The organism is Buchnera aphidicola (Thelaxes suberi) (assembly GCF_964059005.1).
Taxonomy (GTDB): Bacteria; Pseudomonadota; Gammaproteobacteria; order Enterobacterales; family Enterobacteriaceae; genus Buchnera_I; species Buchnera_I aphidicola_C.
Genome location: NZ_OZ060389.1, coordinates 446,226 through 469,199, shown reverse-complemented (window position 1 = coordinate 469,199; position 22,974 = coordinate 446,226). Strand labels below are relative to the sequence as shown.

The window sequence follows — 22,974 nt, the reverse complement described above, 5'->3', positions numbered from 1 at the left end:
TTTTTTATGTATATCAAAAAATAAAAACTACTTTTCTTAACATAACTTTGCGGAGAGTAAAGGTGTATGTCTGATTTAAAAAAAGACTTATCAATGTTTTATAAATATATGATTCCATTTTATCAACCTCGATCTATTATTCCAATAAAAGGTAAGGGTTGTTATTTATGGGATCAAAATGGAAAACAGTATGTTGATTTTTCTGGAGGTATCGCTGTTTTGCCATTAGGTCACTCTCACTATTTATTAAACAGAGTTTTAAAAAAACAAAGTAAATATTTGTGGCATATTAGTAATATTTTTACAAATATACCATCTTTAGATTTAGCAAAAAAATTAGTACAATCTAGTTTTGCTGATTATGTTTTTTTTGCTAATTCTGGAGCTGAAGCTAATGAAGCTGCTTTAAAAATTGCTTTATATTATGCTGCAATTAAATATAATAAAAAAAAAAATAATATCGTTTCTTTTTATAACTCTTTTCACGGAAGGACATTATTTACAGTATCAGTAGGAGGTCAATCAAGATATTCTTCTGTATTTAATTCTAACATTATATTTGGAGGAATTAATCACATTGCATTTAATAATATTATTGAAATTGAACATGTAATTAATTCAAAAACTTGTGCAGTAATTGTCGAATTAATACAAGGAGAGGGTGGTATTATACCAGCAGAGCTATTTTTTATTAGAAAATTACGCGAATTATGTAATATTCATAATGTTTTATTAATTTTTGATGAAGTACAAACAGGAATTGGCAGAACTGGAACTTTATTTGCATATGAACAATATAATGTCTGTCCGGATATTATGACTTTAGCAAAATCATTAGGAGGAGGATTTCCTATAAGTGCAGTATTAACTACAAAAGAAATTGCTGTTTCATTACATCCAGGATTGCATGGAACAACTTATGGAGGTAATCCTTTAGCTTGTTCGATTGCCAATGCAGTATTAGATATAGTAAATCAAGATAGTTTTCTAAAATCTATTAGAAGAAAAAGTTTATTTTTTATAAAAAAAATAAAAAAAATTAATTCAAAATATAATTTTTTGAAAACGATACGCGGAAAAGGTTTATTATTAGGAATAGAGTTAAATCAAGATTGTAATTTTAGTATAAAAGATGTCATAGAGACAACTCAAAAAAACGGTTTAATTTTATTACATGCAGGTAAAAATGTGCTTCGAATTGCTCCTCCTTTAAATATTAGTTATAAAGATATTTCCATGGGGTTAGAACGTTTTGATCAATCATTAAAAGAATTATCGTATTGTTAATAGCATAAAAAATATTTTATTAAAAGAAAAATAATATATTTTTAATACAAAAATGAGATAAAAATAAATCTCTATTTATAGAATATATTTAATTTGAAATTAATTTTTTAGATAAATAATATGTATTATTAAAGTATTTTAGTATAAAACATACTATGTGATATAATTATAATATATAAAATATAATTAGATTGACTTTAAGAAAATAATTATTTAATTTTGGGTTAAATATATGCAGTTTGTAATCATGGTTAGTGATTTTTTTTTAAATAAAGAAAATTCTAATAGTGCATTTTTATTTGCTTGTTCTTTACTAAAATTAGGTCATAAATTAAATAATGTATTTTTTTATTTTGATGCTGTATTACATGCTAATAATATGATTACAACGTCATACGATCAAATTAATTTAGGTTTAGAATGGAATAAATTGTCTATAAATTATAATTTTCCTATTTATGTATGCTCAAAAACAAGTATAGAACGAGGTATTGTATCAAAAAATGAGGTAAAAAGTACAAAGTATTTAAATTATATGAATATGTATCCTTCTTGTAATTTAATTGGTTATACTGAATGGTTATTATTGACTTATAAATGTGATAGAATAATACAATTTTAATTTCTTTTTTATTTAAAAATATAAAAATAATGAATACATCTTCATTTAAGCAGTATAAATCTTTTGCTATTATTTTTTCTTCAGCTCCATATGAAAATAATATAGGTTATGAAGGTTTAAATATTGCATTAGTTCTAGCTTCTTTAGAAAAAAAAATAAGTTTATTTTTTCTTGAAGATGGAATATTTCAAATATTAAATCATCAAAATCCTAATTATATTAATTGTCATAATTCATCTCTTTCTTTTAAAATATTTAAAATGTATAAATTAATTAATTTTTATATTTCTATTGAGTCATTACAAAAAAGAGGATTGTTTTCTAACAATGATTTTATAGTTCCTGTAAATATTTTTAATATTAGTAAAATTTCAGAAAAAATTAAAAAGTGTAATTTTATTTTAAAATTTTAAAAAAGTAGTAAATTCAATGTTACATATGTTAATGCAATCACCTTTTGAAACCAATGTTTTATTAATAAATCAGATGTTAGAACCATTAGATGATTTTATTGCATTACAAAATGGAGTTTTTATTAGTTTAGCTAATAATGTATTTTGTCATGAATTTCAATCTGCTCCGTGTTCTTTATTTGTACTTAAAGAGGATTTATTAGCTAGAGGGTTATTATCTAAGGTTAATCCTGTTTTTCGTATTATTAATTATTCAAAATTTGTATATTTAACAGTAAAACATAAAAATCAAATTAAATGGTAAATATATAAAAAAATATAATTTTAATAAAAACTAAACCCATATATTTTTGCAATATATAAAATTTGTTGGAATAATTTTATGTCTACAGTAAATCAATTAGTAAGAAAACCAAGAAAGAAAAAAATATTAAAAAATAATGTTCCAGCTTTAAGTAAATCACCACAAAAACGAGGGGTATGTACTCGAGTTTATACAACAACTCCTAAAAAACCCAATTCTGCTCTTAGAAAAGTATGTCGAGTACGTCTAACAAATGGTTTTGAAGTAACAGCATATATTGGAGGAGAGGGTCATAATCTACAAGAGCATTCTGTAATTTTAATAAGAGGGGGCCGCGTGAAAGATTTACCAGGTGTTAGATATCATGTAGTGCGAGGTTCTTTAGATTGTGCAGGAGTAAAAGATAGAAAAAAATCTCGTTCTAAGTATGGAGTAAAGAAAGTTAAATCTTAAATATTATTAACAATGTATATAAATATAGTTGTAAAAAGATAATTCTATAGGGAAGTAATATGTCTAGACGTCGAGCAATTGGATCAAGAAAAATCGTTCCTGATCCAAAGTTTGTATCAGAATTGTTGTCTAAGTTTATAAATATATTAATGATAGACGGAAAAAAAACTGTAGCTGAAGATATCGTGTATTCAGCTTTAGATTCTTTATCAAAAAAATTAAACAAACCAGCATTAGAAGTATTTGAATCTGCTTTAGAAAATGTTCGTCCTACAGTAGAAGTAAAATCTAGAAGAGTAGGAGGTTCAACATATCAAGTTCCAGTAGAAGTACGACTAGTTCGAAGAAATACATTAGCAATGCGATGGATTATTGATGCTGCAAGAAAAAGAAATGATAATTCTATGTCTTTGCGGTTGTATTATGAATTACAAGATGCATCAGAAAATAAAGGATTAGCTGTAAAAAAGAGAGAAGAAATCCATAAAATGGCCGAAGCTAATAAAGCATTTGCGCATTATCGATGGTGATTTTAGTTATTAAAAAATTAATTTTATCAATTTAATATATGAAAAATAAAAAAGTTATTTACTATAAATCGATAAAAAAATAGAGAAAAATATGGTTCGTTCAACGCCTATTATGCAATATAGAAATATTGGTATTAGCGCTCATATTGATGCTGGAAAAACCACTACTACAGAGCGTATTTTGTTTTATACTGGAATTAATCATAAAATTGGGGAAGTGCACGATGGTGCAGCTACAATGGATTGGATGGAACAGGAACAGGAACGAGGTATTACGATTACTTCTGCTGCGACGACTACTTTTTGGTCTGGGATGGCAAAGCAATATCTTCCTCATAGGATAAATATTATTGATACTCCAGGTCATGTCGATTTTACAATAGAGGTAGAACGATCATTACGAGTTTTAGATGGTGTAGTAATGGTATATTGTGCAGTGGGAGGAGTACAACCGCAATCTGAAACAGTGTGGAGACAGGCACAAAAATATCATATTCCAAGAATTGCTTTTATTAATAAAATGGATCGAATGGGAGCTGATTTTTTTAAAGTAGTTAGTCAAATTGAACAGTGTTTAAATGTATCAGCAATACCAATACAGATTCCAATAGGTAAAGAAGAAAGTTTTCAAGGTATTGTTGATTTAATTAAAATGAAAGCAATACGATGGAATGATGATCAAGGTTTAACATTTAGTTATGAAATTATTCCTGATGATTTAAAAGATACCGCTCAATTATGGAGAAATAAAATTTTAGAATGTATTGCTGATTCTGATGAAAATTTGATGGAAAAATATTTATTAGAGGAATTTATTTCTCATGAAGAAATAATAACTTCATTAAGAAAAAAAGTATTAAATAACGAGATACTTTTAGTTACATGCGGATCAGCTTTTAAAAATAAAGGAGTTCAAGCTTTATTAGATGCAATTATTGAATATTTACCAGCTCCTAATGATGTTCCTCCTATATATGGAGCGCAAGAAAATAATCAGATTAAAAAAAAACAAATACGAACTGCAAATGATTCTGAACCTTTTTCAGCTTTAGCGTTTAAAATTGCTAATGATCCATTTGTTGGTAATTTAACTTTTTTTAGGGTTTATTCTGGTATTGTTCGCTCAGGAGATATAATATTAAATTCAGTAAAATTACAAAAAGAACGGCTAGGTCGAATTGTACAAATGCATGCAAATAAACGTGAAGAAGTAAAAGAAGTAAGAGCAGGAGATATTGCTGCAGCTATTGGATTAAAAGATGTAACTACAGGGGATACATTATGTGATTTACAAAATCCTATTATTTTAGAAAAAATGGAATTTCCAGACCCTGTTATAGCAATTTCTGTAGAGCCTAAAACAAAATCTGATCAGGAAAAAATGGGAGTCTCATTAGCTCGATTAGCCAAAGAAGATCCTTCATTTAAGGTACATATAGATCAAGAGTCAAATCAAACAATTATTTCTGGAATGGGTGAATTACATTTAGAAATTATTGTTGATCGGATGAAAAGAGAATTCAACATAGATGCTAATATTGGAACTCCTCAAGTTGCATATCGTGAAACTATTAGAAAGAGAATCAATGATATTGAAGGAAAATATATCAAGCAATCTGGTGGTCGTGGTCAGTATGGACATGTTGTTATTGATTTATTTCCGTTAAATAACGAAGATAATCAATCTTATACTTTTGTTAATGAAATAAAAGGGGGTGTGATTCCAGGAGAATATATTTCTGCAATTGACAAAGGTATTCAAGAACAATTAAAGTCAGGACCTTTAGCTGGTTATCCTGTTGTAAATATAGGTGTAAGATTACATTTTGGATCTTATCACGATGTAGATTCTTCTGAAATTGCATTTAAATTAGCAGCTTCATCTGCGTTTAAATCTGCATTTAAGCAAGCTAATCCGGTTTTACTTGAACCGATTATGCAAGTAGAGGTAGAAACTCCTGAAGAATATATGGGAGAAGTTATTGGTGATTTAAGTCGACGTAGAGGTATTATTGAAGGAATGCAAGAATCTATTAACATTCGACTTATTAAAGCTAAAGTTCCTTTATCTGAAATGTTTGGGTATTCTACTGATTTACGATCTCAAACACAAGGGAGGGCTTCTTATTCTATGGAATTTTTAAAATATCAAGACGCTCCAGAAAATATATCTGCATCAATTATAGAAAAATAAAATAAATAGCATTAATTTTAATTACATATATAAATAGTATTAAGTGATTTTAAAGTAATAAATAAAGGAGTATTATTGTGTCAAAAGAAATTTTTAAACGATCTAAACCGCATATTAATGTTGGTACAATTGGGCATGTTGACCATGGCAAGACTACTTTAACAGCGGCAATTACTACTGTTTTATCAAAAAAATATGGTGGATCTGCTCGTGCCTTTGATCAAATAGATAACGCACCTGAAGAAAAAGCTCGTGGGATTACTATTAATACATCTCATGTCGAATATGATACAGATAAACGTCATTATGCTCATGTTGATTGTCCAGGACATGCTGATTATATAAAAAATATGATTACCGGAGCGGCTCAAATGGATGGTGCTATTTTAGTTGTTGCTGCTACAGATGGACCAATGCCTCAAACACGTGAACATATATTATTAGGTAGACAAGTAGGCGTTCCATATATTGTTGTTTTTTTAAATAAATGCGATATGGTTGATGATGAAGAATTATTAGAATTAGTTGAAATGGAAGTAAGAGATTTATTAACACAATATGATTTTCCTGGTGAAGATACCCCGATTGTTCGAGGTTCTGCGTTAAAAGCTTTAGAAGGTGATCCTCATTGGGAAGAAAAAATTATTGATTTAGCAAATTTTTTGGATGCTTATATTCCCGAACCTAAAAGAGCTATTAATCGTCCATTTCTATTACCAATAGAAGATGTATTTTCTATTTCTGGAAGAGGAACGGTAGTTACTGGTCGTGTTGAAAGAGGTATTATAAAAGTAGGTGAAGAAGTAGAGATTGTTGGTATTAAACCTACAGTAAAAACAACTTGTACTGGAGTTGAAATGTTTAGGAAATTATTAGACGAAGGTAGAGCTGGAGAAAATGTAGGTGTATTATTACGTGGAACTAAACGAGACGAAATAGAAAGAGGTCAGGTTTTATCAAAACCAGGAAGTATTCATCCGCATACTAAGTTTGAATCTAAAGTATATGTTTTGTCGAAAGAAGAAGGAGGACGTCATACTCCGTTTTTTAAAGGTTATCGCCCTCAATTTTATTTTCGAACTACTGATGTTACCGGTTCTATTGAATTTCCAGAAACTGTTGAAATGGTAATGCCTGGAGATAATATTGAAATGGTTGTTACTTTAATTAATCCTATTGCCATGGAGGAAGGATTACGGTTTGCAATAAGAGAGGGTGGTAGGACTGTTGGTGCGGGAGTTGTTTCTAAAATTATTGATTAAAAAATATTTCATGTTTATTTTTAATAAAAACTATAATAAAATAAATTTTTATTAACTATTAATATCAAGGAAAGGGTACAATAATTCTCTTTTCTTGATTTTATATAAATGTTGTTATGTATTAAAAATAAGGTAAAGTAAAAAATGTATTATTAAATTTTATTATTATGAATAACAATGCTCTTAATTTAAGAGTTTTATAATAAATTATTTTACAAAATATTTGTATATTATTATACATTTTTTTGTAATTTTTATTTGTATAAATAATTTGGAGTACTTAGTTTATGCAAAATCAAAGAATACGTATACGACTTAAAGCTTTTGATCATAGATTAATAGATTTATCTACTACTGAAATAGTAGAAACGGCTAAGAGAACAGGCGCTCAAGTAAGAGGGCCGATACCTCTTCCTACTCGTAAAGAACGTTTTACTATTTTAATTTCTCCTCATGTGAACAAAGATGCTCGTGATCAATATGAAATTCGTACACATAAAAGATTAATTGATATAGTAGAACCTACTGAAAAAACTGTTGACGCATTGATGAGGTTGGATTTAGCTGCAGGAGTAGATGTGCAAATTAGTTTAGGATAATTTTTTCTATGTTAGTAATAATAAAGGTTAAATATTATGATAGGTTTAGTTGGAAAAAAAGTAGGTATGACTCGTATTTTCAATGAAGAAGGCATATCTATTCCAGTAAGTGTAATTAAAATTAATGATCATTATGTTACACAAATTAAGCACGATATTACAAACAATAGATATGCGATTCAAATAACAACTGGCGTAAAAAAAATACATAAAGTTAATAAACCGGATTTTGGTCATTTTAAGAAAGCTGGAGTTCATCCAGGGATTGGTTTATGGGAATTTCGTATAATCAATGTTCAAGATTATAATGTAGGAAAAAAAATAAAAATTAATGTTTTTAATAATGTTAAAAAAGTAGATATTACAGGTATTGCTAAAGGTAAAGGATTTGCAGGAACAGTAAAAAGATGGAATTTTAGAACACAAGATGCTACACACGGTAATTCTCTATCTCATCGAGCTCCTGGTTCTATTGGTCAAAATCAAACACCTGGTAGAGTTTTTAAAGGAAAAAAAATGGCTGGTCATTTAGGTAACCATCGAGTGACTATACAAAATATTAAAATTATACATATAGATGTGGATGAAAAAATACTTTTAGTTAAAGGTGGAGTGCCTGGATCGATTAATAGTAATCTCGTTATTAAACCAGCCATCAAGTTGTGATAGGAGTAATTTAAATATGATAGAGTTATTTTTAAAGGATACAAATGATAAAATAACAGTATCTGATACTGTCTTTCGGCGTAATTTTAATGAATCTTTAGTTCATCAAGTGGTTGTTGCATATTCTAATGGATCTAGAACAGGTAGTCGATCAAATAAAAGTAGAGCTGAAGTTTCTGGATCGGGTAAAAAACCTTGGAGACAAAAAGGAACAGGAAGGGCAAGAGCAGGGTCAATTAGAAGTCCTATTTGGCGTTCAGGAGGTGTAACTTTTGCAGCAAAACCTAAGAATTATACTTGTAAAGTTAATAAAAAAATGTATCAAGAATCTATGAAAAGTATTTTTTCTGAATTAATTCGCCAAAAAAGGTTATTAATTTTTAATAATTTTTCATTAGATAAACCAAAAACAAAATTATTAGTTAAAAAATTAAAAGATATGCAACTTCAGGAAGTATTAATTATTACAGATAAGATTGATAATAATTTAAATTTAGCATCTAGAAATTTATATAAATGTGATGTCAAAGAAGTTTTCCGAATAAATCCAGTGAGTTTGATAGCTTTTAATACTGTTATTATGACAGTTAATGCTATTAAAAAAATAGAGGAAACTTTATTATGATTCCAGAATCAAGAATACTAAAAATTTTATGTTCTCCAAAAATTTCAGAAAAATCCTCTATATTTTTAGAAAAAACAAACACAGTTATACTGAAAGTGTTGCGAGATGCTAACAAACTAGAAGTTAAAGAAGCTGTAGAAAAAATATTATTAGTACAGGTAAAAAAGGTTAACACGCTGATAGTAAAAGGTAAAAATAAGAAACATAAAGGTAAAAATTATACGCTTAAAAAATGGAAAAAAGCGTTTATTACTCTTCATCCAGGTCAAAAATTAGATTTTATAAGTGATAAATAGCCAGTAGTAAAAGGATAAATATATCATGTCGATTATTAAATGCAAACCAACATCTCCGGGTAGGAGACATTTAGTTAAAATTTATAATAAAGATTTATATAAAGGAAATCCAATTAAAGCTCTAACATTAAAAAAAAAACGAACTGGAGGGAGAAACAATAGAGGTAGAATTACTACACGTCATATTGGTCAAGGCCACAAACAAGCATATCGTATAATTGATTTTAAAAGAAATAAAGATAATATTCCTGCTAAAATATATCGGGTAGAATATGATCCTAACCGCTCTGCAAATATCGCTTTAATTGTATATAAAGATGGGTTAAAAAATTATATTTTAGCTCCAAAAAATATAAAAGTAGGAGATACAGTTATATCAGGAGAAAATTCTGAGATAAAAATTGGTAATACGTTACCAATGAAAAAAATTCCTATCGGATCAGTTATTCACAACATAGAAATGAAACCAGGTAAGGGTGGGCAATTAGCTCGTTCTGCTGGAAGCTATGCGCAATTAATAGCAAGAGAACATAAATATGTTTCTTTAAGATTGCGTTCAGGAGAAATGAGAAGAATTTTAGCTTCATGCCGAGCAACTATAGGTGAAGTAGGTAATACAGAACATATGTTACAAGTATATGGTAAAGCTGGATCTTCCCGATGGAGAGGAATAAGACCAACAGTACGAGGTACTGCTATGAATCCTGTCGATCATCCACATGGTGGTGGAGAAGGAAGAAATTTTGGTAAACACCCTGTAACTCCTTGGGGCGTTCAAACAAAAGGTAAAAAAACTAGAAACAATAAAAGAACTAATCAGTTTATTATTCGTAGACGTAAAAAATAATTTTAAATAGGAGTATATTACATGGCTCGTTCTCTTAAAAAAGGACCTTTTATTGATCATAAATTGTTTAAAAAAATAGAAAAATCTATTCAAAAAAAAGATAAGAAACCAATTCGTACTTGGTCTCGAAGATCTACTATATTTCCTAATATGATTGGATTAACAATTTCGGTACATAATGGTCGTCAACATATTCCTGTTTTTATTACTGAAGAAATGGTTGGTCATAAATTAGGGGAATTTTCTTTAACAAGAACATATAGAGGTCATACTGCGGATAAAAAAATAAAAAAACGCTAAATTGATTGTTTTATAAATATTTAAATAGAATGTAAAGAAGGTATTAATATGAAAGTATTATCGCGATGCAAACAAATTCGTTCTTCAGCACAGAAAGTTCGGTTAGTTTGTGATTTAATCAGAGGTAAAACAGTTGTTGTAGCATTAAATATTTTGAATTTTACTAAAAAAAAAGCATCATTAATAGTTAAAAAAGTACTTAATTCTGCAATTGCAAATGCAGACCATAATTATGGAATGGATGTAGATAATTTATTTATTTCTGCAATTTTTGTTGATGAAGGTCCTTCTATAAAAAGAATGATGCCTCGAGCTAAAGGAAAGGCTGACCGTATTTTAAAAAGAACAAGTCATGTTACATTAATATTATCTAATTTAACCAAAGCAAATACTAAAAAATAGAAGGTATATGTATAATGGGTCAAAAAGTACATCCTAATGGAATGCGATTAGGTATAATAAAAGCATGGAATTCAATTTGGTTTTCTAATAGCCAAGATTTTGCAAATAATTTGCATAGTGATTATCAAGTACGTCAATTTTTAAAAAAAAAATTGATAAAAGCTTCTATATCTAAAATTCATATAGAACGTCCATCTAAAAGTATTAAAGTTACAATTTATACAGCGAGGCCTGGTATTGTAATTGGAAAAAAAGGCGAAGACGTTGAAAAATTACGATTAAAAATAAGTCAAATAACTAACTTACCTACTCAAGTTAATATTTTTGAAATAAAAAAGCCAGAATTAGATGCACAATTAGTGGCAGATAATATTACATCACAGTTAGAAAGACGTGTAATGTTTCGTAGAGCAATGAAAAGAGCGGTTCAAAGCGCAATGAGGCAGGGAGCACAAGGCATTAAAGTTGAAGTAAGTGGGCGATTAGGGGGAGCTGAAATTGCTCGTAGAGAATGGTATAAAGAAGGAAGAATACCTTTACACACGCTACGAGCAGATATAGAGTATAGTTCTTCTGAAGCTAAGACTACGTATGGAATTTTAGGTGTTAAAGTCTGGATTTTTAAAGGTGAAATATTAGGAGGTATGCAAGAGATTTATAATCTTGATAAAAATAAACCTTCTTCAAAAAGTAAATATACTAAAAAAAAATACAAGTAAAAAAGGAATAACATAGTTATGTTGCAGCCAAAACGTACTAAATTTAGAAAAATGCATAAAGGGAGAAATAGAGGCATAATTACTAATAGTTCTGTAGTTTTTGGTTCTTTTGGTTTAAAAGCCGTTACGCGAGGTCGTTTAACAGCTCGTCAAATTGAGTCTGCTCGAAGAACAATTACAAGATATATCAAACGTCAAGGAAAAATTTGGATTAGAATTTTTCCTGATAAACCTATTACTCAAAAACCTTTAGAGGTGCGTATGGGTAAAGGAAAAGGGAATGTAGAATATTGGGTTGCGTTAATACAACCAGGGAAAGTATTATATGAAATTGATGGAATATCTGAACTTCTTGCAAGAGAAGCTTTTAAACTAGCTTCTGCTAAATTGCCTATAAAAACTATTTTTGTGCATAAAGAGATGTATTAAAATGAATATCGTCCAATCAAACAAAAAAAATATTATTGAATTAAATACAAAGTTATCCAGTTATTTACGAGAACAATTTAATTTAAAATTGCAACATTCGTCTGGAAAATTAAAAAAAACTCATTTATTAAAAATAGTCAGAAAAAATATTGCTCGAGTATACACGGTTATTGCAGAATATAGGAAACAACATCATAATGAATAAAATAAAAACATTAAAAGGAATAGTATCCAGTAATAAAATGCAAAAATCAGCGGTAGTATTTGTTGAAAGGATTATAAAACATCCAATATACAAAAAATTTATAAAAAAAACAACTAAATTGCACATTCATGATGAATATAATCAATGTGATAATGGTGATTTAATTGAAATAAAAGAATGTCGTCCAATTTCGAAAACAAAATCGTGGAAATTAGTAAGAATTATTAAAAAAAATAATATTTAGATATTATATTAAGGATATTGTTTCCTTAATTGTTGAATATATTTTTCTTAATCTAAATATATAAATACATTGATTATTAGGAATCAACTTATGATTCAAGAACAAACTTTGTTAAGCGTTGCTGATAATTCAGGGGCTAAAATTGCAATGTGTATTAAAGTATTAGGTGGCTCACGTCGTAGATATGCAAAGATTGGAGATGTTATTAAAGTAGCAATTAAAGAAGCTATACCGAGAGGTAAAGTAAAAAAAGGAGAAGTATTAAAAGCAGTAATTGTTCGAACAAAAAAAGGTATTAGACGATCAGATGGTTCTGTTATTCGTTTTGATAGTAATTCTTGCGTTTTATTGAATAATTCTACAGAACAACCGGTTGGTACTCGTATTTTTGGTCCTATTACCAGAGAATTAAGAAATGAAAAATTCATGAAAATTATTTCGTTAGCACCAGAAGTGCTTTAGGAGAAAAAATGGCTTCTAAAATACGTAAAAATGATAAAGTAGTAGTATTAACTGGGAAAGATAAAGGTAAGATAGGAAAAGTTTTATCTGTATTAAATAATAATAAAGTAGTTATTGAAGGTATTAATATTGTTTATAAACATAAAAAATCTGTACCTGAAAAAAATCAAACTGGAGGAATAATACAAATAGAATCACCTATAGATATTTCTAATATTGCATTATTCAATGATACAATTAATAAAGCAGATCGGGTTGGTTTTAAATTCATTAATGGTAAAAAAGTTCGGTTTTTTAAATCCAATAATGCAATTATTAAATAATTAGGAAATTATATGAAATGGACAATATACATAAATATTATAACGAAATCATTGTATCTAAACTAATTAAAGATTTTAAATATACTTCTATTATGCAAGTTCCTAAAATTAGTAAAATTACTTTAAATATGGGGATTGGTAACGCATTTTCTGAAAAAAAAATTTTAGAATATGCAATTTCTGATCTGCAATTAATATCGGGACAAAAACCTATCATTACTCGTGCGAAAAAATCTATTGCTGCTTTTAAAATTAGAAAAGGTTATCCGTTAGGATGTAAAGTAACTTTAAGAGGGCAAAGAAAGTGGGATTTTTTTAAAAAATTGATTTTTATTGCTATTCCACGTATTCGTGATTTTAGAGGTTTTTCTAACAAATCTTTTGATGGAAGAGGGAATTATAATATTGGAATTAAAGAACAAATTATTTTTCCAGAAATTAATTATGATAAAATTGATCGTATTCGCGGTTTAAATATTACAATAACTACTACAGCGCTTTCTAATGCTGAAGCATATGCGTTGTTAAAGTTTTTTAATTTTCCTTTTAAAAGATTATAAATAGGAAAGGTATATGGCCAAACAATCCATGATAGCTAGAGAAGTAAAAAGAAAAAAATTAGCTCGAAAATTTTTAAAAAAAAGGATAGTATTGAAATCTATTATTATTAGTCAACATTCTTCCGAAGAAGAACGATGGAATGCTATGTTGAAATTACAGAAGTTTCCACGTGATTCTTCTCCTTCAAGACAAAGAAATCGTTGTATACAAACAGGGCGACCTCATGCTTTTTTAAGAAAATTTGGTTTAAGCAGAATTAAGCTTAGAGAAGCTGCTATGAGAGGAGAAGTTCCTGGTTTAAAAAAATCCAGTTGGTAATATGTTTATAATGATGTAAAGGAAAGAAAATAATGAGTATGCAAGATCCAATCTCTGATATGTTAACAAGAATTAGAAATGCACAGAATGCAAATAAAATTGCAGTATCTATGCCTTGTTCAAAATTAAAATTATCTATATCTGAAGTACTAAAAGAAGAAGGATATATTAATAATTTTGAAATCCAGAATGGTAATATAAAATTATTAAAAATATTTTTAAAATATTTTAATGGTAAACCTGTAGTTGATTTAATTAAAAGAGTAAGCAAGCCGGGTTTAAGAATTTATGAAAAAAAAAATAATATTCCTAAAATTATGGAAGGATTAGGTATTGTTATAATATCTACTTCTAAAGGTATAATGACGGACCGTAAAGCAAGAAAAATGGGAATTGGGGGCGAGATTATTTGTTATGTTTCGTAGTATTTGGAGAAAAAAATGTCACGTATTGCTAAACTTCCTATTAAAGTCCCTTTAAATGTTGACGTAGTCTTAAATAAACAGCGTATTACTATTATTGGGAATAAGGGAACATTAAACTATGATATACATAAATCTGTAAAGGTTATTTTTGATTCTAATAGATATTTAAAATTTTGTATCCAAAAAAATGCTGATAATATTGCTTGGTCTCAAGCTGGTACAACTCGTTCTTTACTTTTTTCTATGATAGAAGGAGTAACTAATGGATATCAAAAAAAATTAATATTATTTGGAGTAGGATATAAAGCGATATTATTAAATCGTGAGATTCATTTATCTTTAGGTTATTCTCATATAATAAAATATTTAGTTCCTAATGATATTATAATTGAAATACCTATTCAAACAGAAATTATAGTAAAAGGTATTGATAAATGTTTAATTGGTCAAGTAGCTGCTAATTTAAGAAAATTTAGAATACCTGAGTTATATAAAGGTAAAGGTATTCGGTACGAAAATGAAATTATTCGAATTAAAGAGGCAAAAAAGAAGTAAAATGAGGATAATTAAAAATAAGAAATATGCTATGCGTATTCGGCGAGCTTCTAAGTCTAGAAATAAATTTAAGCAATTAAAAATTTTAAGACTTGTAGTGCATCGTACATCTAGACATATTTATGCGCAAATTATTTCATCAAATTCTGATATGGTAATAGTTACCGCTTCTACTTTAGAAAAAAGAATTGCGATTAGTTTAAAATATACAGGCAATAAAATAGCTGCCGCATATATTGGTAATATATTAGCTAAAAGAGCTATTGCAAAAGGAATTAAAAAAATTGCATTTGATAGATCTGGATTTAAATACCATGGTAGGATAAAATCTTTAGCAGATTCAGCGCGTAATGCTGGATTATTATTTTAAAATTTAAGGGTAGTAAAAAACTAATGGCTAATTTTGATAAATCATTAACAAATACTAATGAATTACAAGAAAAACTTATTACAGTTAATCGTGTTTCTAAAACAGTAAAAGGAGGGAGGGTATTTTCTTTTACTGCTCTAACTGTTGTAGGAAATGGAAAAGGTAAAGTTGGTTATGGTTATGGTAAAGCTAGAGAAGTACCAGCTGCTATACAAAAAGCTATGGAAAAAGCTCGCAAAAATATGATCCAAGTGCCTTTAAAAAATAAAACATTATTTCATACTATTAAAAGTTCTTACATTAGTTCGAGTATTTTTATGAAGCCGGCATCAGAAGGAACTGGAATTATTGCAGGGGGTGCAATGCGATCTGTTCTAGAAGTAGCAGGTATCCATAATGTTCTAACAAAAACTTATGGATCGACTAATCCTATTAATGTAGTGAGAGCAACTATATATGGTTTAGAAAAGATGAAGTCTCCTCAAATGATTGCTTCTAAAAGAAATAAAAAAATTTTTGAAATATTGGAATAAAAAATGAAATTATTAAAGATAATACAAAAAAAAAGTGCTATTGGAAGAGTTATTAAACATAGAAGAACATTACATGGATTAGGTTTACGTTATATAGGTCATCATGTAATACGAGAAAAAAATCAATCTATTATAGGAATGATTAACAAAATTTCTTACATGGTAAAAGTAGAGGAGATCATCTAATTAATATGCATTTAAATACTATTTCACCTAAACTAGGTTCAAAAAAAAAGCGTAAAAGAATAGGAAGAGGTATTGGTAGCGGTTGGGGAAAAACATCCGGTAGAGGTCATAAAGGACAAAAATCTAGATCGGGAAGCGTAATTAAAAGAGGGTTTGAAGGAGGTCAAATGCCTTTATATCGACGATTACCAAAGTTTGGATTTACCTCTATGAAAAAAAAATATGTTGCAGAAGTACGATTATCTGATTTAAATAAATTATCTACAGGAATAATTAATTTAGATACTTTAAAAAAAAATAATTTAATAAAAAAAAATGTAATTTCAGCAAAAATTATTCGTTTTGGAACAATTAATATTCCTATAACGGTAGAAAATATTAAAGTAACAAAAGGTGCTTTTACTGATATAACAGAAGCGGGTGGTACTATTAAGTAAGGAAATAATTATTAAATTATGAATAAGTATTCGCGTTTACATTGTAATAGTAATAAAAAAAATTTTAATCAATTAATACATAGAATTTTTTTTGTGATTTGTGCTTTATTAGTTTTTAGAATTGGTTCATTTATTCCTATACCAGGAATTGATACTACACTTTTGTCTGATTTATTAGGAAAACAAAAAGGCGCTATAATAGAAGTATTTAATATGTTTTCTGGTGGAGCATTAAGCAGAGCTTCTATCTTTGCTTTAGGGGTTATGCCATATATTTCTGCTTCTATTATAGTGCAATTATTGACATTAATAAATAATTATTTTGCGGAAATGAAAAAATCAGGATTAATAGGTAAAAATAAAATTAATCGATATATTCGATATATTACTTTAGCACTAGCATTATTACAATCTATTGGTTTATCAATTGGATTACCTAATATTCCAGAGATTAGAGTGTTAATTATGAATTTAGATATTTATTTTTATTGTACTGCTGTATTAAGTTTAACAGCAGGAACTATGTTTTTAATGTGGTTAGGAGAATTAATAACTGATAGAGGTATAGGAAATGGTATTTCTTTAATTATTTTTACAGGTATTATTTCTAGTTTTCCGACATCTTTAGAAAATACTCTTAATAAATTAAGACTTGGTGAATTGCATGGTTTATCTCTGTTATTTATTTTTTTGCTAATTTTTTTTGTTATTTATTTTGTTGTTTTTATAGAAAAAAGTCAGCGTAATATTACAATACAATATATTAGAAGACAGCAGGGTCGTCATATCTATACACCACAAGAAACATTTTTACCTTTAAAAATTAATATTTCAGGAGTTATGCCTGCTATTTTTGCTTCTAGTTTTGTTATTTTTCCTTCTACTTTAATAGTATGGTTAAGTAAAATTCAGCATTGGAATTGGTTAACTATAATTACTAAATATTTTTCTCCTAATCATGGTTTGTATATGTTTGTATATGCTATGGCAATAATATTCTTTTGTTTTTTTTATACAGATATTATTTTTAATCCTCGTGAGACTGCAGAGAATTTAAAAAAAACAGGTTCTTTTATTCCTGGTATTCGTCCAGGAGAAAAAACTGCTAGTTACATTAATAAAATTGCTAAAAGATTAACTGTAATTGGTTCAGCTTATATTACTTTTATTTGTTTATTACCTGAAATATTAAGAGCTGTATTTGATGTACCATTTTATTTTGGCGGAACATCCTTATTAATAGTTGTAGTTGTAATAATAGAATTTATTGCCCAAATTCAATCTTTAATTTTATCGACACAGTATTCTTCGATTATGAAAAAATCTCATTTAAATTTTAACTAATTGTAATAAAAATGGTGTGTATAATGAAAGTAAAAGCTTCCATTAAAAAATTATGCAGGAATTGTAAAATTGTTAAACGAAAAAATGTTGTAAGAGTAATTTGCACTCATGAACCTAAGCATAAACAGAAGCAAGGATAAATTTTAGTATTTAAAACAAATAAATTTTTTTTATTTCTTTATTAATTATTAATGAAATATATGTCTTTATAGGAAAATATTATGGCTCGTATTGCAGGAATTAACATTTCTGATAACAAGCATGCTAACATCGCGCTTTCTGCTGTGTATGGTATCGGGAAATCTAGATCCAAACAAATTTGTTTAGAATCAGGGATTTCTGAAAATATTAAAATTAAAGAATTAACAGAAGTACAGTTAGAAAAATTGCGTAATATTATTAGTAAAATAGTAGTAGAGGGGGATTTAAGAAGACAAAAAACATTAAGTATAAAACGATTAATGGATTTAGGTTGTTATAGAGGTGTAAGACATAGAAAAAATCTACCAGTACGAGGACAAAGAACAAAAACTAATGCTCGCACTTGTAAAGGTCCAAGAAAAGTCATGAAAAAGTAATTTTAACAAAATAAAACATAAAAGGTTAATATAATTTTATGATAAAACCATTAATTCGTACTAAAAAACGTATCAAAAAACAAATTTTAGATGGTATAGTTCATATACATGCTTCTTTTAATAATACTATTGTTACAATTACTGATCGGCAGGGGAATGTATTAGGTTGGGCTACTTCTGGAGGTTCAGGATTTCGAGGTTCTAGAAAATCTACTCCGTTTGCAGCTCAAGTTGCTGCTGAACGATGTGCTATGAATGTGAAAGATTATGGTATCAAAAATTTAGAAGTAATGGTAAAAGGTCCAGGTCCGGGAAGAGAATCTACTATTAGAGCTTTAAACACTGCTGGGTTTCGCATTACTAGTATTACAGATGTCACGCCTATACCTCATAACGGATGTAGACCATCAAAAAAAAGAAGAGTATAAAAATATATTTTATAACAATTAATTCTATTAGAGAATCTATAACATGGCGAAATATTTAGGCCCTAAGTTAAAGCTTTGCCGTAGAGAAGGAACAGATTTATTTTTAAAATCAGGATTCAGGTCCATCGATACAAAATGTAAATTTGAAAAATTACCAGGACAACATGGTTCACGAAAAGTTCGTTTATCTGACTATGGAATACAATTACGTGAAAAGCAAAAAGTACGTAGGTTATATGGAATATTAGAAAGACAATTTCATAATTATTATAAAAAAGCTGCTCGAATAAAAGGAAATACTGGAGAAAATTTATTATTATTACTTGAATGTCGTTTAGATAACATTGTATATAGAATGGGGTTTGGTAGTACACGATTAGAAGCTCGTCAGTTAATTAGTCATAAATCTATTTTAGTAAATGAAAAAATTGTAAATATAGCGTCATATAAAGTTAATATACAAGATTATATAAATGTAGTTGATAATTGCAAGCATCAGCATCGTATTAAAGCTGCTTTAGAGTTATCAGAGCAAAGAGAAAAAGTTGAATGGTTAAATGTAGATAAAGTTAAAATGCAAGGAACTTTAAAAAGAGTGCCTGAACGTTCCGATTTTTCTTCAGAAATAAATGAACATTTAATCGTCGAGTTGTACTCCAAATAAAACGTTTTTTAGAGAGATATTAATGAGTAATTTTTTTTTCAATCTTTTAAAACCGAGGTTGGTAGATATTAATCAAATTACACCTTTTCATGCTAAAGTTACATTAGAGCCTTTAGAAAGAGGTTTTGGATATACTCTAGGTAATGCATTGAGGCGTATTTTGTTATCTTCAATTCCAGGATGCGCGGTTACTGAAGTAGAAATTGAAGGAGTGTTGCACGAATATAGTTCTAAAGAAGGTGTGAGAGAAGATATTATTGAAATATTATTAAACTTAAAAAGTTTATCCATAAAAATGCATGATAAAAACGAATCTATAGTAACTTTGTGTAAATCTGGTATTGGTATAGTTACTGCTGCAGATATTGTACATAATCCAGATGTTGAAATTATACAACCGGAACATGTTATTTGCAACTTAACATGTCATACTGCTAAAATAGATATGCGAATTAAAATAGAGAGAGGAAGGGGGTATGTTGCAGCTTCTTCGCGAACTCAAAAATTAGAATTTTCTAATAGATCAGTTGGAAGGTTATTATTAGATGCATGTTATAGCCCTATAAATCGTATATCATATCAAGTTGAAGCTGCAAGAGTAGAACAACGAACAGATTTAGATAAGTTAATTTTAGAAATGGAAACAAATGGAACGATTGATCCAGAAGAAGCTATTAGAATGGCTGCAACAATTTTATCAGAGCAATTAGAATCATTTGTTGATTTGCGTAATGTGCATATTCCTGAAATAAAAGAGGAAAAACCTGAATTTGAGCCAATTTTATTAAGACCTGTGGATGATTTAGAATTAACTGTGCGTTCAGCGAATTGTTTAAAAGCTGAAACTATTCAATATATTGGTGATTTAGTTCAAAAAACAGAAGTAGAATTATTAAAAACTCCTAATTTAGGGAAAAAATCTTTAACTGAAATTAAAGATGTATTAGCTTCTAGAAATTTATCATTAGGAATGAGGTTAGATAATTGGCCTCCAAATTATCAAAAAGATAATGAAAAATAAAAAAGTATATAAATAAGAGTTTTATTTTTTAATAAATAAGGAATTGCATATATGCGTCATCGAAAGTCCGGGCGTAAATTTAATAAAAAAAGCGATCATGTCAAGTTAATGTTTCGGAATATGGTTTGTTCTTTAGTTCGATATGAGATGATTAAAACAACTGTATCTAAAGCAAAAGAATTGCGTGGTATTATCGAGCCACTTATTACACGATCTAAACAAGATACGGTATCAAATAGACGTATTGTTTTTTCTAAAATACGTAATAAAGATATAGTTTATAAATTGTTTAAAGAGATTGGTCCTTTTTTCTTGCAACGTTTAGGTGGTTATACGCGTATTTTAAAATGTGGGTTTAGAAAAGGAGATAATGCTATGCTAGCATACATTCAATTAGTTGACAGATGTAATGAAAATAAGCATATTACAAAAAAAAATTAAATATTTTATTTGTATAAATTTAATTAATTTTTTAATAGTTATTTTAATATTAAATATATTTTTTAAATAAAATTATTTTTTTTAAAACTATAAAAATGATAGATTATGAAATAATAATATTTCACAATCTTTCATTTTTATAGTTTATAAAAAGTTTAATAATATATTATATTTAACAATTAATGCAGAATCTCTCCTTCTACAAAAAAATGTTTATTTGCATTTAAAAAATCTAAAATTGTAATAGTTTTTTTTCCAGAAAATTGAATTAATTGTATATTTAAAATATTTTTTATGGTTTGGACTTTAATTCCATTTTTTGTGATTTCAATTATTTCTCCTATTTTAGGTTTTTTATTTGATAAATTTAGTTCAACTTTTGCTAATCGTATTTTAATAATACGGTTTTTATATATAAAAAAAGGAATTGGCCAATTATAAAAAGCGCGTATCATGCGTTCAATGTATTGAGCTTCATAAGACCAATTAATTTTTCCGTTTTGTTTCAAAATTTTTTGAGAATACGTGATTTTTTTTGGATTTTGTTCAGTAATGTATACTTTGTTTTGAATTATTTTTTTTATAGTTTGAAGTAAACATTGTGCTCCTAATAGCGATAATTTTTTGTATAATGTATCATAATTATCTTTTTGTTCAATAGGGCATGATAATGTATTAATGATTGGTCCTGCATCAACTTTTTTTTTCATGTATATTGTTGTTACTCCTGTTGTTTCATCTCCTGCTAAAATAGCAGATTGAATTGGAGATGGACCTCTCCACCTAGGTAATATTGAAGCATGAACATTTATACATCCTAAATGAAACATATTTAAAAAAGAGTCTGGAAATATTACTCCATATGAAACGACTACCATGATGTTAGCTTTTAATGTTTCTATAGTTTTTAATTGTTCAGGATCATTAAAATGATTTAATTCTAATAAGATGATTTTGTTTTTTTTAGCTAATATACTAATGGAAGATTCTTTTTTTTTCTTGCCTCTTTTTGATTGTATTTTTTTTTGTGTAATAATTGCAACTATATTATATTGATAATCAATTAAATATTTTAAATGTGTTTCTGCAAAATCACCATTACCTGAAAAAATAATTTTTAGGTTTTTTAAATTATCTATTTCTTTTTTTTTCATTTATAATTTTCTGTAATTTGTGTATTTTCTTTTCCAAAATATTTTTTTTTAATGGAGATAATCGATCTAAAAATAATAATCCGTTTAAATGATCGATTTCGTGTTGTATACATACAGAAAGTGTATTTTCTGCTTGTATTTGGATTTCATTTCCTGATTCGTTTAATCCTTTTACAAGGATTTTTTTTGATCTTTTTATATAAGCATAATGTTGAGGAATTGATAAACAACCTTCCTTTGTTATTACAATTTCATTAGTTTTTTTAATTATACTAGGATTAATTAAAGCAATTTTTTTATTTTTTTTTTCTAAATCAATCATAACTATTATTTGTAATAAAATACCTACTTGAGTTGCCGCCAATCCAATCCCTTTATTTGCAATCATAGTTAAAAACATTTTATTAATTAATAATTTTATTTCATAATTAATTTTTTCTACTGGTTTTGCTATGGATGTTAATCCAACATGGGGGTATTTTAATATGTTTAGCAATTTCATTATTTTTCTTTAATAGTAAAATATATTTTTTTATGTGATTGTTATATATATGTAAATGAATAATTGTTATAAACATTTTATGATAAAACGTTTTTCAAAAAAATATATATTAATATATTTATATATATATTTATAATAGAAAATTATTAATATATAATTCTTATATATATTTTTAATAATTTTTATAAAATTTTATAATATAAAAATATTGATTAATAAATAACTTATTTTTTTATTTTTTTATTTATTTATTTATTTTTATTTTTTTCATTTTT

Annotated in this window: 38 protein-coding genes; 36 read left to right on the top strand and 2 right to left on the bottom strand. The window is 27.5% G+C overall.

Features of this window, described 5'->3' with window-relative positions; translation table 11 throughout:
- Nucleotides 1-66: 66 nt before the first annotated feature.
- The 36 genes from AB4W61_RS02210 to rplQ all read left to right on the top strand — a co-directional run bounded on the left by AB4W61_RS02210 (nucleotide 67) and on the right by rplQ (nucleotide 21,043).
- Nucleotides 67-1,287, top strand: a complete 1,221-nt coding sequence (locus tag AB4W61_RS02210) for an acetylornithine/succinyldiaminopimelate transaminase (RefSeq protein WP_367678889.1) — start codon at nucleotides 67-69, stop codon at nucleotides 1,285-1,287.
- A gap of 232 nt (nucleotides 1,288-1,519) precedes the next feature.
- Nucleotides 1,520-1,909 carry a sulfurtransferase complex subunit TusD gene (tusD, locus tag AB4W61_RS02205; protein WP_367678888.1) on the top strand — a complete coding sequence of 130 codons (390 nt, stop codon included), beginning with the start codon at nucleotides 1,520-1,522 and terminating at the stop codon, nucleotides 1,907-1,909.
- A 29-nt stretch (nucleotides 1,910-1,938) separates the two neighbouring features.
- Entirely contained in the window at nucleotides 1,939-2,322 is a 384-nt protein-coding gene (tusC, locus tag AB4W61_RS02200; protein ID WP_367678887.1) for a sulfurtransferase complex subunit TusC, read from the top strand.
- 16 nt (nucleotides 2,323-2,338) lie between these two features.
- A complete protein-coding gene (tusB, locus tag AB4W61_RS02195) occupies nucleotides 2,339-2,626 on the top strand; it encodes a sulfurtransferase complex subunit TusB (protein ID WP_367678886.1) in 288 nt (95 codons plus the stop codon).
- A gap of 78 nt (nucleotides 2,627-2,704) precedes the next feature.
- Nucleotides 2,705-3,079 carry a 30S ribosomal protein S12 gene (gene rpsL / locus AB4W61_RS02190; protein ID WP_367678885.1) on the top strand — a complete coding sequence of 125 codons (375 nt, stop codon included), beginning with the start codon at nucleotides 2,705-2,707 and terminating at the stop codon, nucleotides 3,077-3,079.
- 59 nt (nucleotides 3,080-3,138) lie between these two features.
- Nucleotides 3,139-3,609, top strand: a complete 471-nt coding sequence (gene rpsG / locus AB4W61_RS02185; protein WP_367678884.1) for a 30S ribosomal protein S7 — start codon at nucleotides 3,139-3,141, stop codon at nucleotides 3,607-3,609.
- A 91-nt stretch (nucleotides 3,610-3,700) separates the two neighbouring features.
- The gene (gene fusA / locus AB4W61_RS02180) at nucleotides 3,701-5,803 is read left to right on the top strand and encodes an elongation factor G (RefSeq protein WP_367678883.1); all 2,103 of its coding nucleotides are present in this window, start codon (nucleotides 3,701-3,703) and stop codon (nucleotides 5,801-5,803) included.
- 77 nt (nucleotides 5,804-5,880) lie between these two features.
- Nucleotides 5,881-7,065 carry an elongation factor Tu gene (tuf, locus tag AB4W61_RS02175; RefSeq protein WP_367678882.1) on the top strand — a complete coding sequence of 395 codons (1,185 nt, stop codon included), beginning with the start codon at nucleotides 5,881-5,883 and terminating at the stop codon, nucleotides 7,063-7,065.
- A 287-nt stretch (nucleotides 7,066-7,352) separates the two neighbouring features.
- Entirely contained in the window at nucleotides 7,353-7,664 is a 312-nt protein-coding gene (gene rpsJ, locus AB4W61_RS02170) for a 30S ribosomal protein S10 (protein WP_367678881.1), read from the top strand.
- A 36-nt stretch (nucleotides 7,665-7,700) separates the two neighbouring features.
- Entirely contained in the window at nucleotides 7,701-8,330 is a 630-nt protein-coding gene (rplC, locus tag AB4W61_RS02165) for a 50S ribosomal protein L3 (RefSeq protein ID WP_367678880.1), read from the top strand.
- 19 nt (nucleotides 8,331-8,349) lie between these two features.
- Complete coding sequence (rplD, locus tag AB4W61_RS02160) at nucleotides 8,350-8,955, top strand: 50S ribosomal protein L4 (RefSeq protein WP_367679167.1); 606 nt, start codon at nucleotides 8,350-8,352, stop codon at nucleotides 8,953-8,955.
- Nucleotides 8,952-9,251: a 50S ribosomal protein L23 gene (gene rplW / locus AB4W61_RS02155; protein ID WP_367678879.1), complete on the top strand. Its 300-nt coding sequence runs from the start codon at nucleotides 8,952-8,954 to the stop codon at nucleotides 9,249-9,251. Before rplD ends, rplW begins: the two co-directional genes overlap by 4 nt.
- Before the next feature lie 25 nt (nucleotides 9,252-9,276).
- Nucleotides 9,277-10,098, top strand: a complete 822-nt coding sequence (rplB, locus tag AB4W61_RS02150) for a 50S ribosomal protein L2 (RefSeq protein WP_367678878.1) — start codon at nucleotides 9,277-9,279, stop codon at nucleotides 10,096-10,098.
- A 21-nt stretch (nucleotides 10,099-10,119) separates the two neighbouring features.
- Nucleotides 10,120-10,398, top strand: coding sequence for a 30S ribosomal protein S19 (rpsS, locus tag AB4W61_RS02145; RefSeq protein ID WP_367678877.1), 279 nt, complete (start codon nucleotides 10,120-10,122; stop codon nucleotides 10,396-10,398).
- 48 nt (nucleotides 10,399-10,446) lie between these two features.
- A complete protein-coding gene (gene rplV, locus AB4W61_RS02140; RefSeq protein ID WP_367678876.1) occupies nucleotides 10,447-10,800 on the top strand; it encodes a 50S ribosomal protein L22 in 354 nt (117 codons plus the stop codon).
- 14 nt (nucleotides 10,801-10,814) lie between these two features.
- Entirely contained in the window at nucleotides 10,815-11,519 is a 705-nt protein-coding gene (rpsC, locus tag AB4W61_RS02135; protein WP_367678875.1) for a 30S ribosomal protein S3, read from the top strand.
- An 18-nt stretch (nucleotides 11,520-11,537) separates the two neighbouring features.
- On the top strand, nucleotides 11,538-11,948 hold the full coding sequence (gene rplP, locus AB4W61_RS02130) for a 50S ribosomal protein L16 (RefSeq protein WP_367678874.1): 411 nt from the start codon (nucleotides 11,538-11,540) through the stop codon (nucleotides 11,946-11,948).
- A gap of 1 nt (nucleotide 11,949) precedes the next feature.
- Entirely contained in the window at nucleotides 11,950-12,153 is a 204-nt protein-coding gene (gene rpmC, locus AB4W61_RS02125; RefSeq protein ID WP_367678873.1) for a 50S ribosomal protein L29, read from the top strand.
- A complete protein-coding gene (gene rpsQ / locus AB4W61_RS02120) occupies nucleotides 12,143-12,397 on the top strand; it encodes a 30S ribosomal protein S17 (protein ID WP_367679166.1) in 255 nt (84 codons plus the stop codon). The genes rpmC and rpsQ overlap by 11 nt, the downstream gene beginning before the upstream one ends.
- A gap of 90 nt (nucleotides 12,398-12,487) precedes the next feature.
- Nucleotides 12,488-12,859 carry a 50S ribosomal protein L14 gene (gene rplN / locus AB4W61_RS02115; RefSeq protein ID WP_367678872.1) on the top strand — a complete coding sequence of 124 codons (372 nt, stop codon included), beginning with the start codon at nucleotides 12,488-12,490 and terminating at the stop codon, nucleotides 12,857-12,859.
- A gap of 8 nt (nucleotides 12,860-12,867) precedes the next feature.
- On the top strand, nucleotides 12,868-13,182 hold the full coding sequence (gene rplX, locus AB4W61_RS02110) for a 50S ribosomal protein L24 (RefSeq protein WP_367678871.1): 315 nt from the start codon (nucleotides 12,868-12,870) through the stop codon (nucleotides 13,180-13,182).
- A 17-nt stretch (nucleotides 13,183-13,199) separates the two neighbouring features.
- Complete coding sequence (rplE, locus tag AB4W61_RS02105) at nucleotides 13,200-13,742, top strand: 50S ribosomal protein L5 (RefSeq protein WP_367678870.1); 543 nt, start codon at nucleotides 13,200-13,202, stop codon at nucleotides 13,740-13,742.
- Between the two features lie 13 nt (nucleotides 13,743-13,755).
- Nucleotides 13,756-14,061: a 30S ribosomal protein S14 gene (gene rpsN / locus AB4W61_RS02100; protein ID WP_367678869.1), complete on the top strand. Its 306-nt coding sequence runs from the start codon at nucleotides 13,756-13,758 to the stop codon at nucleotides 14,059-14,061.
- 32 nt (nucleotides 14,062-14,093) lie between these two features.
- Nucleotides 14,094-14,486 carry a 30S ribosomal protein S8 gene (gene rpsH / locus AB4W61_RS02095; protein WP_367678868.1) on the top strand — a complete coding sequence of 131 codons (393 nt, stop codon included), beginning with the start codon at nucleotides 14,094-14,096 and terminating at the stop codon, nucleotides 14,484-14,486.
- A gap of 15 nt (nucleotides 14,487-14,501) precedes the next feature.
- Nucleotides 14,502-15,041, top strand: a complete 540-nt coding sequence (rplF, locus tag AB4W61_RS02090; RefSeq protein ID WP_367678867.1) for a 50S ribosomal protein L6 — start codon at nucleotides 14,502-14,504, stop codon at nucleotides 15,039-15,041.
- 1 nt (nucleotide 15,042) lies between these two features.
- Nucleotides 15,043-15,411, top strand: a complete 369-nt coding sequence (rplR, locus tag AB4W61_RS02085; protein WP_367679165.1) for a 50S ribosomal protein L18 — start codon at nucleotides 15,043-15,045, stop codon at nucleotides 15,409-15,411.
- A gap of 23 nt (nucleotides 15,412-15,434) precedes the next feature.
- Nucleotides 15,435-15,944: a 30S ribosomal protein S5 gene (rpsE, locus tag AB4W61_RS02080; protein WP_367678866.1), complete on the top strand. Its 510-nt coding sequence runs from the start codon at nucleotides 15,435-15,437 to the stop codon at nucleotides 15,942-15,944.
- Between the two features lie 3 nt (nucleotides 15,945-15,947).
- Complete coding sequence (gene rpmD, locus AB4W61_RS02075; protein ID WP_367678865.1) at nucleotides 15,948-16,130, top strand: 50S ribosomal protein L30; 183 nt, start codon at nucleotides 15,948-15,950, stop codon at nucleotides 16,128-16,130.
- A gap of 5 nt (nucleotides 16,131-16,135) precedes the next feature.
- Nucleotides 16,136-16,567, top strand: coding sequence for a 50S ribosomal protein L15 (rplO, locus tag AB4W61_RS02070; RefSeq protein ID WP_367678864.1), 432 nt, complete (start codon nucleotides 16,136-16,138; stop codon nucleotides 16,565-16,567).
- Between the two features lie 18 nt (nucleotides 16,568-16,585).
- Nucleotides 16,586-17,911, top strand: a complete 1,326-nt coding sequence (gene secY, locus AB4W61_RS02065) for a preprotein translocase subunit SecY (protein ID WP_367678863.1) — start codon at nucleotides 16,586-16,588, stop codon at nucleotides 17,909-17,911.
- Between the two features lie 23 nt (nucleotides 17,912-17,934).
- The gene (rpmJ, locus tag AB4W61_RS02060) at nucleotides 17,935-18,051 is read left to right on the top strand and encodes a 50S ribosomal protein L36 (protein WP_367678862.1); all 117 of its coding nucleotides are present in this window, start codon (nucleotides 17,935-17,937) and stop codon (nucleotides 18,049-18,051) included.
- Nucleotides 18,052-18,132: 81 nt separating this feature from the next.
- A complete protein-coding gene (rpsM, locus tag AB4W61_RS02055) occupies nucleotides 18,133-18,489 on the top strand; it encodes a 30S ribosomal protein S13 (protein ID WP_367678861.1) in 357 nt (118 codons plus the stop codon).
- 38 nt (nucleotides 18,490-18,527) lie between these two features.
- Nucleotides 18,528-18,917 (top strand): 30S ribosomal protein S11, encoded by a 390-nt coding sequence (rpsK, locus tag AB4W61_RS02050; protein WP_367678860.1) that lies wholly within the window; start codon nucleotides 18,528-18,530, stop codon nucleotides 18,915-18,917.
- A 43-nt stretch (nucleotides 18,918-18,960) separates the two neighbouring features.
- Complete coding sequence (gene rpsD, locus AB4W61_RS02045) at nucleotides 18,961-19,581, top strand: 30S ribosomal protein S4 (protein WP_367678859.1); 621 nt, start codon at nucleotides 18,961-18,963, stop codon at nucleotides 19,579-19,581.
- Between the two features lie 22 nt (nucleotides 19,582-19,603).
- Nucleotides 19,604-20,602 carry a DNA-directed RNA polymerase subunit alpha gene (rpoA, locus tag AB4W61_RS02040; protein ID WP_367678858.1) on the top strand — a complete coding sequence of 333 codons (999 nt, stop codon included), beginning with the start codon at nucleotides 19,604-19,606 and terminating at the stop codon, nucleotides 20,600-20,602.
- 51 nt (nucleotides 20,603-20,653) lie between these two features.
- The gene (gene rplQ / locus AB4W61_RS02035; protein ID WP_367678857.1) at nucleotides 20,654-21,043 is read left to right on the top strand and encodes a 50S ribosomal protein L17; all 390 of its coding nucleotides are present in this window, start codon (nucleotides 20,654-20,656) and stop codon (nucleotides 21,041-21,043) included.
- A gap of 179 nt (nucleotides 21,044-21,222) precedes the next feature.
- Here rplQ and fmt read toward each other — a convergent pair whose 3' ends face one another.
- Both fmt and def read right to left on the bottom strand, forming a co-directional pair.
- Nucleotides 21,223-22,197, bottom strand: coding sequence for a methionyl-tRNA formyltransferase (fmt, locus tag AB4W61_RS02030; RefSeq protein ID WP_367678856.1), 975 nt, complete (start codon nucleotides 22,195-22,197; stop codon nucleotides 21,223-21,225).
- Nucleotides 22,175-22,699, bottom strand: coding sequence for a peptide deformylase (gene def / locus AB4W61_RS02025; RefSeq protein WP_367678855.1), 525 nt, complete (start codon nucleotides 22,697-22,699; stop codon nucleotides 22,175-22,177). Before def ends, fmt begins: the two co-directional genes overlap by 23 nt.
- Between the last annotated feature and the right edge of the window lie 275 nt (nucleotides 22,700-22,974).